This is a genomic window from Methylobacterium sp. CCH5-D2, from assembly GCF_001556475.1.
GTDB classification, from domain to species: domain Bacteria; phylum Pseudomonadota; class Alphaproteobacteria; order Rhizobiales; family Beijerinckiaceae; genus Methylobacterium; species Methylobacterium hispanicum.
Map to the genome: position 1 here is coordinate 1 of NZ_LSIX01000593.1, position 10,257 is coordinate 10,257.

General features: G+C 68.8%; 7 protein-coding genes and 2 pseudogenes. 3 read left to right on the plus strand and 6 right to left on the minus strand.

Annotated features, from left to right (window positions below; genetic code table 11):
* Positions 1-381: pseudogene (locus AX737_RS15255) on the minus strand (tripartite tricarboxylate transporter TctB family protein); the annotation flags it as partial.
* A gap of 119 nt (positions 382-500) precedes the next feature.
* Complete coding sequence (locus AX737_RS15260; RefSeq protein ID WP_066922673.1) at positions 501-1,484, minus strand: tripartite tricarboxylate transporter substrate binding protein; 984 nt, start codon at positions 1,482-1,484, stop codon at positions 501-503.
* Between the two features lie 245 nt (positions 1,485-1,729).
* Between AX737_RS15260 and AX737_RS15265 the strand changes: the two genes are divergently transcribed.
* Entirely contained in the window at positions 1,730-3,910 is a 2,181-nt protein-coding gene (locus AX737_RS15265; protein ID WP_066922675.1) for a malate synthase G, read from the plus strand.
* A 116-nt stretch (positions 3,911-4,026) separates the two neighbouring features.
* Here AX737_RS15265 and uraD read toward each other — a convergent pair whose 3' ends face one another.
* The 3 genes from uraD to AX737_RS15280 all read right to left on the minus strand — a co-directional run bounded on the left by uraD (position 4,027) and on the right by AX737_RS15280 (position 7,441).
* Positions 4,027-4,536 carry a 2-oxo-4-hydroxy-4-carboxy-5-ureidoimidazoline decarboxylase gene (uraD, locus tag AX737_RS15270; RefSeq protein WP_066922677.1) on the minus strand — a complete coding sequence of 170 codons (510 nt, stop codon included), beginning with the start codon at positions 4,534-4,536 and terminating at the stop codon, positions 4,027-4,029.
* Between the two features lie 228 nt (positions 4,537-4,764).
* Complete coding sequence (locus tag AX737_RS15275; protein ID WP_066922679.1) at positions 4,765-6,009, minus strand: urate hydroxylase PuuD; 1,245 nt, start codon at positions 6,007-6,009, stop codon at positions 4,765-4,767.
* 76 nt (positions 6,010-6,085) lie between these two features.
* A complete protein-coding gene (locus tag AX737_RS15280; protein ID WP_066922681.1) occupies positions 6,086-7,441 on the minus strand; it encodes a nucleobase:cation symporter-2 family protein in 1,356 nt (451 codons plus the stop codon).
* A gap of 236 nt (positions 7,442-7,677) precedes the next feature.
* Between AX737_RS15280 and uraH the strand changes: the two genes are divergently transcribed.
* Positions 7,678-8,037, plus strand: a complete 360-nt coding sequence (gene uraH / locus AX737_RS15285) for a hydroxyisourate hydrolase (protein WP_066922683.1) — start codon at positions 7,678-7,680, stop codon at positions 8,035-8,037.
* 85 nt (positions 8,038-8,122) lie between these two features.
* On the opposite strand, the gene AX737_RS15290 is transcribed toward uraH, so the two are convergent.
* Positions 8,123-9,052 (minus strand): LysR family transcriptional regulator, encoded by a 930-nt coding sequence (locus AX737_RS15290; RefSeq protein ID WP_066922685.1) that lies wholly within the window; start codon positions 9,050-9,052, stop codon positions 8,123-8,125.
* Between the two features lie 160 nt (positions 9,053-9,212).
* On the opposite strand from AX737_RS15290, the pseudogene AX737_RS34470 reads away from it, so the two are divergent.
* A pseudogene (locus tag AX737_RS34470) lies at positions 9,213-10,257 on the plus strand (hypothetical protein); the annotation flags it as partial.

Genomic DNA, 10,257 nt, shown 5'->3' on the forward strand with positions numbered 1-10,257 from the left:
CACCAGCACCGCGAGCGGGCCGGCCACGGCGAGGCCGAGCCCCGGCGTGGACAGGCTGCCGAAGGCGAAGGGCCGGATCGTCACGGCGAAGAGCCCGATCGCCAGCAGGATGACCACGGGCCCGCGCAGCGGCATGGCTTGCAGCTGCGCGCCGTCGCGCAGCAGGCCGGCCACGCAGAGCGCCGCGCCGCACAGGCCCACGCCGAGGGCCAGCCCGTAGGGCATCAGGCCGGGGCCGATCGCGCCGAGCGTGCCGCGCGCGAGGTCGCCGCCCGCCCAGATCGCGAACAGCGCGAGCGCGATCAGGCCCAGTCCGGCCACGAAGCTCTGGGGTCCGCGCACGATCCCGCGCGCCCCCGAGCCACCCACAGGCTCACTCATGCGTCCCTCCCGAATCCGGCTCCGCCTTCACCCGGCGGTTCTTGTCGTTGGATGATCCCGTCGCGGTCGATCGAACGGCCTTCGCGGCACCCCGCGGGCGCCGCGAAGGCGGATGCGGCTCAGTCGGCCTGGATGCCGGCCTCGCGCACCACCGGGGTCCACTTGGCGACCTCGGCCTTCACGTGCTCGCCGAGGCCCTCGGGGGTGGAGAGCTGGACCTTGGCGCTGAAGGTCTTCAGGCGCTCGACCAGGGCCTCGTCGGCGAGCGCCTTGCGGGCGGCCGCGTTGAGGGCGTCCACGATCGGACGCGGCGTACCGGGCGGCGCGAACAGGGCGTTCCAGGTGTAGGTCTCGTAGTTCGGCAACCCCGCCTCCGCCATGGTCGGCACGTCGGGGAAGGAGGGCGCGCGCTCCTTCGTGGTGACGGCCAGCGCCCGCAGCGTGCCTGCCCGGATGAATTCCGAGGCCGAGGGCAGGTTGTCGAACTGGATCGGCACCTGGCCCGCCACGACGTCGTTCAGGGCCGGGCCGGAGCCGCGGTAGGGGATGTGCTGCATCTGCACGCCCGCCATGCTCTTGAACAGCTCGCCCGAGAGGTGGAGGGGCGTGCCGATGCCCGAGGAGGCGTAGTTGTACTTCTTCGGGTCCGCCTTCAGCAGGGCGATCAGCTCCTGCACGTTCTTGGCCGGCAGGTTCGGGTTGACGACGAGCACGTTCGGCACGACCACGAGCAGCGCCACGGGGGCGAAGTCGGTCACCGGGTCGTAGGGCTTGCGCTTGAGGATGAGCGGGTTCAGCGCGTGGGTCGCGACCGTGCCCATCAGGATGGTGTAGCCGTCCGCCTCCGCCTTCGCGACGCGCGCGGCCCCGACATTGCCGCCGGCCCCGACCACGTTCTCGACGACCACCTGCTGGCCCAGCACCTCCGACAGCTTCTGCGCGACGAGGCGCCCGACCACGTCGGTCGAGCCGCCCGCCGCGAAGGGCACGATCAGCGTGATCGGCCGGGTCGGATAGGCGCCCTGCGCCCGCGCGGACAGCGGCAGCGCGGCGGCAAGCCCCCCGGCCAGGATCGTGCGGCGCGAGGGTTGCAGGTGGGGCATTCGTGACCTCCCGAATTTGTTTATGGCGAAGCTGGTATCGAAGCGTTAGCCTCCCAGCAAGCGCAGTGTGCATCTTCCCGCGTGCATCGCGATTGACGACACAGGAACGTTGTCACGACCCGGCCCACCGGTGGCGTGAGGTATTCCAGTTTGTGTCGCCATTTTCCTCCGCCCTCGCCTACCTGCCGCCGTCCCCGCCTGATATCGACGCCGCCCATACGGACAGCGTCGCAACGAGGATGGGTATGGATCGGGTGAATGTCGGCGGCCTCGCGGTGGCGCGGGTGCTCCACGATTTCGTCGTGGCGGAGGCGCTGCCCGGCACCGGGATCTCCCCGGAGGTGTTCTGGGGCGGCCTCGGCGCGGTGGTGCGCGACCTGACGCCGAAGAACCGGGCGCTGCTGGCCAAGCGCGACGCGCTGCAGGCGCGCATCGACGACTGGCACCGCGCGCGGGCCGGCAAGCCGGCGGACCCGGCCGCCTACGAGGCGTTCCTGCGAGAGATCGGCTACCTGTTGCCCGATCCCGGCCCCGTGCAGGTCGACACCCGCAACGTCGATGCCGAGATCGCCGAGATCGCCGGGCCGCAGCTCGTCGTTCCGGTCTCGAACGCCCGCTACGCGCTCAACGCCGCCAACGCCCGCTGGGGCTCGCTCTACGACGCGCTCTACGGCACCGATGCGGTCTCCGAGGAGGGCGGGGCAGTCCGGGGCGGCGGCTACAACCGCACCCGCGGCGCGCGCGTCGTCACCCGCGCCCGCGCCTATCTCGACCGCACCGTGCCGCTGGCGGGCGGCCGCCACGCCGACGTCGTCACCTACGCGGTGGAGGACGGACGGCTCGTGGGCAACCTCAATACCGGCGAGACCGTGCCGCTCGCCCGCCCCGAGACCTTCGCGGGCTATCGCGGCCGGGCCAGCATGCCCTCGGCCCTGCTGCTGCGCCACAACAACCTGCACATCGAGGTCGTCCTCGACCGCACCCACCGGATCGGCCGGTTCGACGCCTCGGGGGTCGCCGACATCCTGCTCGAATCCGCGGTCTCGACGATCATGGATCTCGAGGACTCGGTCGCCACCGTCGATGCCGACGACAAGGTCGTGGTCTACCGCAACTGGCTCGGACTGATGAAGGGCACGCTCGCGGCGGCCTTCGAGAAGGACGGCCGCACCCACGAGCGGCGCCTCAACCCCGACCGGCACTACATCGCGCCCGGCGGCGGCGAGGTGGTGGTGCCCGGCCGCTCGCTGATGCTGGTGCGCAACGTCGGCCATCACATGGACACCGACGCGGTGCTCGACGCCGACGGCAACGAGATCCCCGAGGGCATGCTGGATGCCGCCGTCACCGCGATGATCGCGATCCACGATCTCCGGGGCGAATCTGGCCTGCGCAACAGCCGGACCGGCTCGGTCTACATCGTCAAGCCGAAGATGCACGGGCCCGAGGAGGTCGCCTTCGCGGTCGAGCTGTTTTCCCGGGTCGAGGCGATGCTGGGCCTGGAGGCCGACACGCTGAAGATGGGCATCATGGACGAGGAGCTCCGCACCACGGTCAACCTCGCCGCCTGCATCAAGGCGGCGGCCTCGCGCGTGGTCTTCATCAACACGGGCTTCCTCGACCGCACGGGCGACGAGATCCACACCGCGATGGAGGCCGGGCCCGTCATCCGCAAGAACGACATGAAGGCCACCGCCTGGATCAAGGGCTACGAGGAGAACAACGTCGATGTCGGCCTCGCCTGCGGCCTGCTCGGCCGGGCGCAGATCGGCAAGGGCATGTGGGCGGCGCCCGACGCCATGGCCGACATGCTGATGCAGAAGGGCGTCCACCCGAAGGCGGGAGCCTCGACGGCCTGGGTGCCCTCCCCCACCGCCGCGACGCTGCACGCGCTGCACTACCACGAGACCGACGTGCGGGCCCGCCAGCTCGAACTCGCCCGGCGCCCGCGCTCGGCGCTCAGCGAGATCCTGGAGATCCCGCTCGCCCGCTCGAACTTCGCGCCCGACGACGTGCAGCAGGAACTCGACAACAACGCGCAGGGCATCCTCGGCTACGTGGTGCGCTGGATCGACCAGGGGGTCGGCTGCTCCAAGGTGCCCGACATCCACGATGTCGGCCTGATGGAGGACCGGGCGACCCTGCGGATCTCGTCCCAGCACATCGCCAACTGGCTGCACCACGGCGTGGTGGACGAGGCGCAGGTGATGGAGACGCTCAAGCGGATGGCCAAGGTGGTCGATCGCCAGAACGCGGGCGACCCGCTCTACCGGCCGATGGCGCCGGCCTTCGACGGCCCGGCCTTCCGCGCGGCGAGCGACCTCGTCCTCAAGGGCCGCGAACAGCCCAACGGCTACACCGAGTGGGTCCTCACCGCCCGCCGCCGCGAGGCGAAGAGCGGAACCTCGGCCGCCGCGGCCGCCTGACACCGACGGTTCGCACGCGTCCGGTCCCCGCATCGGACGCGTGCGGCGGGCCGCCGGAGTGGTCGGCCGCCCTGCGCGACAGTCGGGCCTCGCGCGCCTCCCCCGAGAGCGGCGCGCTAGGAACCGACGGCGGCCTCCAGACGGAAGGCGGCGATCCGCGAAACCTGACGCAGCGCCTCCAGCCTTTCCTCGTCCGGCGGATTGCCGAGACGCCGCTCGAGGGCCGCGATGATGGCGCTCCGATCCATCCCCTTGACCGCGATCACGAACGGAAACCCGAACGTCTCCCCATAGGCGCGATTCAGATCCTGTATGCGCCGCAGCTCTTCGGAAGAGCCGTTCAGCAGGCCGCTCGCTTCCTGCTCATCGGCGGAATGGGTGGTCAGCTCGCCGCGTATGGCGGCGCGACCCGCCAGCTCGGGATGGGCGCGCAGCAGGGCGAGCTGCCGCTCCGGGTCCGCCTGAGCGACGACCGCGCTCATCGCGTCTCGCAGCTCGTCACGGGTCGCGAAGGGCCGGCGCGTGAAGGCGGCTTCGGCGACCCAGGGCGAATGCTCGTAGATCTCACCGAGGAGGGAGACGAACGTCGATCGATCGACCGCGTTGAGGCGGCTCAGGGAAATCATTTCGGGCTCCTCCGGGGATGCGACGGGTTCCGTTCGGCTCGCGATATCGGGACTGTCGGACCTTCAGCGCGAACGCGGCTCAGACCTGGCGGACCTGTGCGGAATGGATTGCCGCCCAGAGCGGCGAACGATGTCGATACTCGGGCAAGACGCCGTCTCTCAAGCGAGCCTCGTGGCCGCGGATGGCGCTGATCGCCCCGCGGCCGCCGGATCGGGCGCGCGGGGCGATCAGCGCCCTTGGAGGTAGCGGCCGAGCGTGGCCCGTTCCTCGGGCTGCATGTCCGTGATGTTGTTCGGGGGCATCGCGTGGGTCAGCACGGCCTGGACACGAATGGCGTCCGCGAAACGCGCGATGTTCTCGGGCGTGTCGAGGAGCACGCCCTTGGGCGGGCTCGCGAGACCGGGCCAGAGCGGCTCGGGAGCGTGGCACATGCTGCAGCGGCTCGCCACGATCGTGACGACGTCCTCGTCGGCCGCCGGGACGCGGAGCGCCGCGAGGTGGCTGGACGCCGTGGCGCCCGGCGTCGCCGCGCCGGCCGAGGCGAGTCCGAGGCGGTCCCGGGCACCGGGAGCGGAGACCACGGTGATCGTGACCGCGAGCATGATGCAAGCGGCCGCGACAGCCCACGCCCACCACGGGTCGCCCTTTCCGGCGTGGCGGACGTTGAAGAAGTGCCGCACGACGCCGCCCGCGACCACGACCAAGCCGATGATCGTCCATGTGTAGGGTGTGGACCAGACCAAGGGATAATGACCCGACAGCATGAAGAACACCACCGGCAGGGTCAGGTAGTTGTTGTGGGCCGAACGGTTCTTCGCCTGCTTGCCCCAGGCGGGGTCCGGCACGCGACCAGCGACCAGTTCGGCGATGGCCTTGCGCTGGTTGGGCATGATCACGAAGAAGACGTTGGCCGTCATCCAGGTGGCGATCACGGCACCGGTGTGCAGCATCGCGGCGCGGCCGGAGAATACCTGCTGGAAGCCGAACGCGAAGGCGAGCACGACCAGGAAGACGATGCCCGAGAGCAGGAGCGGCCGGTTCGCCAGCGGCGAGCGATTGAGGCCGTCGTAGATCAGCCAGCCCACCGCGAGCGCGCCGATCCCGACGATGGCTCCGACGAGCGGCGTGATCTGCCGGACGGCCGGATCGATGAGATACAGCTCGGCCTGTGCGTAGTAGAGCCAGCACAGCAGCGCGAAGCCCGACAGCCAAGTCGCGTAGGACTGCCATTTGTGCCAGATCAGATGGTCGGGCATCCTGTCGGGAGCGATCAGGTACTTCCGGACCTGGTAGAAGCCGCCGCCATGCACCTCCCAGGCCTCGCCGCCCCGGCCGTCCGGTATCTCGGTGATCGAGCGCAGGCTCGCGTCGAGATGCATGAAGTAGAACGACGCGCCGATCCAGGCGATGGCCGTGACGACGTGCGTCCACCGAATGAGGAAACCGCCCCATTCGTGCAGTATCGGATCCATTTCAAATCGTCCTCGATGGGTTGCGACGTCGGGACCGAGCGCTGCCGCGATCGCGTCCCTTCGGCCGGCGAGCCGTTCACTCGCGCGCCGGGCGGATGACGATCTCCGTCTCCGGCGCCTGCCCGCCGCCGAGACCGTTGAAGAACAGGTTCAGGACGACCGCGGCGGCGGCGGACAGCAGGATGCCCGAGTGGAGGACCGGCCCCAGGGAGGCCGGCAGAGCGTGAAAGAACTTGGGTGCGACGAGCGGGATCATTCCGAAGCCGCTGGCGACGGCCACGATGTAGAGGTTGTTACGATTCGTACGGTAATCGACCTCCGTCAGGATGCGAATGCCGGTGGCGGCCACCATTCCGAACATGACGATCCCGGCCCCACCGAGAACGAACAGCGGCACCGCCGCGACGAGCGCGCCGAGCTTCGGCACGAGGCCCATGACGATCAGGAGGCCGCCGCCGACGACGGTGACCCACCGGGAGCGCACGCCGGTCACGCCGACCAGGCCGATGTTCTGCGAGAACGACGTATGCGGGAAGCTGTTGAACACCCCGGCGATCAGCGTGCCGAGGCCGTCGACACGCAGGCCGCGCGACATCGACTGCGCGTCGATAGGGCGTCCTGTCAGGTCACCCAGAGCCAGGAACATGCCGGCGGATTCGATCATCACGACGATCATCACGACGCTGAGCGTCAGGCCGGCGATCGGGTCGAAGGTCGGCATCCCGAACCTGAAGGGCGTCACCAGGGCGAACCAGTCGGTGCCGAGGACCTGGGTGAAATCCATCCGTCCGAGCAGGAACGACACGACGCAGCCCGCGACGATGCCGGCGAGCACGGAGACGTTGGCCAGGAAGCCGCTGGCGAAACGGGTGATCGTCAGGATGAACACCATCACGCCGGCGGCCATGACGAGGTGCAGCGGCTCACCGTAGCCCGGAAGCGTGTCCACCGAGGCACCCGCCGCCCAGTTCACGCCGACGCGCATCAGCGAGATGCCGATCATCAGGATGACCGTGCCGGTGACGACCGGCGGAAACAGCGGCAACAGCTTGCTGAAGAACGGCGCGAGGAGAATGGTGACCACGCCCGCCACGATCGTGGCTCCGAAGATGCCGGCGGCGCCCAGGTTCGGGTTGGCGGCCATGGCCGCCATGGGACCGACGGCAGCGAAGGTCACACCCATCATGACGGGTAACTTGATGCCGAAGAAGCGCCCGAGCCCCAAGGACTGGATCAAGGTCGTTATGCCAGCGACGAACAGGTCGGCGTTGACGAGCAGAGCCACCTGATCCGGCGGCAACTGCAGAGCCCGGCCGACGATCAGAGGCACCGCGACGGCGCCGGCATACATCACCAGGACATGCTGAAGACCCAGAGCGACGAGTTTCGGCGCGGGTAGAACCTCTTCCACCGGGTGAACGGAGTATCTCATGTCTGTCTCCCGACCCGGGTTCTTGCACAGATCTTTTGTTCGCCGACTCGCCGACTCGCGCATCGCCGATGACTGTGCGGCGCGCGCCACCGCGAAGCGATCCCCGTTTTGGCCAAACACCTTCAAAGCGGTTCGTTGAATGCGGGCGGCTTTCCGGTTGCGTCGGCGGCGGCGGGCGTGTTCGCCTTCGTGCCGTCCGGTCGTGCCGGACACGATCTATCGCGGAGGACGTTGCAGTGGGCCGTCTCTCAACACATGTCTTGGACACCACGACCGGCAAGCCGGCAGCCGGCGTCACGATCGTATTGCGGCGCTTGCGTTCGGATGGCGCGTCGGAGCGGCTCGCGGAGACCGTGACGAATTCCGATGGCCGGACCGACGCGCCGCTCCTCAGCGGTGACGCCCTCGCCGTCGGGACATACGAGCTCACCTTCCATATCGGGCCCTACTTCCGCGGGCGCGAAGAGCTTGGTCTGGCAGATCCGCCCTTCCTCGACGCGGTTCCGATCCGCTTCGGCATAGCGAGCCCGGATGGCCACTACCACGTCCCGCTTCTCGTATCGCCCTGGGCCTTTTCGACCTATCGCGGCAGCTGACGGCGGAGGGCGCGCATCGGCGACCCGGAGCGATCCAGTGGCAACCCTCAGGCCGGCCTCTCACGCCACGTCCCGGGACCATACCCTAGGTCGGATGCTTTCCGACGAGTGCGAGCTGCGCGGCGACATGGTCGCGCATGACCGCGTATGCCATATCCACGAACGTCTTTCCGCGTGCCGACAGCATCTTCCGCGAGGGATAGAGGATGCCGAGCGTCGCGGACAGCGGCGGCGTCTTCGGGAGAACCGTTACGAGCTGGCCGCTGGCGATATGGGAGGCCACCTCGAACAGGGGCTTCAGAGCGATGCCTTCCCCGGCCAACGCCCAATTCGTCAAGGTTTCGCCGTCATCGACATCGATATGGCCGGACACCGGGAGGGTCAAAGTCTTGCCCCGATCGGTCAGCGTCCAGCGAAATTGCTCGGAGCCTGGAAACCGCAGCAGAAGACAATCGTGGCGCAGAAGGTCGGCGGGCTCGTCGAGGGGCGGGCTTCGTTCGAGATACGAGGGTGCGGCGCATAGGACGCGCTCGACACCCGCGACCTTTCGCAGGGTGAAGCTGGAATCCCGCATCTGCGAGAGCCGGACCGCCACATCGACGGCCTCCTGGACGAGATCCAGCAGGTGATCGGAAAGCCTGAGATGCACGTCGGCTTCCTGATGGCGCTCGCGGAAGCGGGGAATCAGCGGTGCGATGACGCGTCGGCCCAGGCCGAGCGGAGCCGTCACCTTGAGCGTTCCGCGCGGCGTCGCACCCGCCGCCTCCACGCACTTCTCCGCCCGCTCGACGGCTGCGGTGATGTCGAGGCAGCGGTCGTAGAAGATGCGGCCCGCTTCGGTGAGACTCATCCGACGCGTGGTGCGTGTCAGAAGAAGGCATCCGAGATGCTTCTCCAGATTTTGGATCCGGTAGCTGATCACGGACGGTGACAGTCGCAGGTCTCGGCCGGCCGCCGAGAAACTGCCCGTGTCCGCCGAACGCATGAAGATGCGAATGCTTTCCAGCAAAATCATCCGGCGTTGATCGACGAAAAGTCCGGACGATGCCAACGAAAAAATTCAAACCTTCGATCAGACCGCCGAAGACGGATGACAAGAGGTTGAGCAGCACCCGACCTTAGCGAACTACCGGTTGAACTGCTCCATCCACCCGTCCGTCGATGGGATCGTGCGGATGTCGGCCCCGAGTTCCGCGATCGGGATGGCCTTCCGCGCCCTGCGGCGTCATCGACGCCAGGGCTCGGACGACGAGACCGTGAGCAACGCGGGATACGCTTGGCAGCTCTGGTCCGAAGTCCTGAACAGCCCGGCCAACATCGAGATCGGCATCACGGTCGCCTCGGTCGGGCGCGCGAACGGCGCCAGCGCGTCGAGCGCCTATCTCGGCTCGTATAACGGGCTGAACCTGTACCAGGGCGGCGCCGGCCGCGAGTTGGCCGCCGGGATCGACGTGACGGGCGCGAACCCCGACATCGTCATCAACCTCGACCCCGCCTACGTGCGGAACGAGCTCTGGCTCGACCCGACGCCCGGCGCCGCGCCCGTCATCCCGACGACGCGCACCGACGCGGTCTCGGTCCTCGTGCACGAGATCGGCCACGGCCTCGGGTTCAACGGCTGGCGGGACGGGACGACCGGGGCCTTGCCCGGGAACTACCTCGATACCTTCGACCTGCAGGTCGGCAATCCGGGCGGCGGCCCGGTCTTCAACGGTCCGACGGCGACCGCGGTCTTCGGCGGCGCGGTCCCGCTGACGCTCGGCAATTACGGCCATTACGGCAACGTCAGCGAGCCGCCCGGCACCAATCCGCTCGCGGGCTTGATGAACGGCGTCGCCTACTACCGCGGGACGCGGTACGCGATCAGCGATCTCGACCTCGCCATCCTCACCGATGTCGGCGACCCGATCCTGGTGCGGCGCGCCGGGACGGCGGGCGACGATGCCATCGTGGACGGCGTGCTGGCCTCGGAGATCGTCGCCGGCCAGGGCAACGACGCCGTGCGGGCGGGCAGCGGCAACGACATCGTCTACGGCAACCAGGGCGCCGACCTGATCTACGGCAACCAGGGCGACGACCGGCTCTTCGGCGGCCAGGACAACGACGCCGTCTTCGGCGGCCAGGGTGCGGACATCGTCTACGGCAATTTCGGCGCCGACGTGGTCTACGGGAACTTCGGCGACGACGCGCTCTACGGCGGCCAGGGCGACGACGTGCTCT

Coding starts and splice junctions, on each gene's coding strand:
- AX737_RS15260 (WP_066922673.1), bottom strand. CDS start 1,484: ATGCCCCACCTGCAACCCTCGCGCCGCACGATCCTGGCCGGGGGGCTT.
- AX737_RS15265 (WP_066922675.1), top strand. CDS start 1,730: ATGGATCGGGTGAATGTCGGCGGCCTCGCGGTGGCGCGGGTGCTCCAC.
- uraD (WP_066922677.1), bottom strand. CDS start 4,536: ATGATTTCCCTGAGCCGCCTCAACGCGGTCGATCGATCGACGTTCGTC.
- AX737_RS15275 (WP_066922679.1), bottom strand. CDS start 6,009: ATGGATCCGATACTGCACGAATGGGGCGGTTTCCTCATTCGGTGGACG.
- AX737_RS15280 (WP_066922681.1), bottom strand. CDS start 7,441: ATGAGATACTCCGTTCACCCGGTGGAAGAGGTTCTACCCGCGCCGAAA.
- AX737_RS15290 (WP_066922685.1), bottom strand. CDS start 9,052: ATGATTTTGCTGGAAAGCATTCGCATCTTCATGCGTTCGGCGGACACG.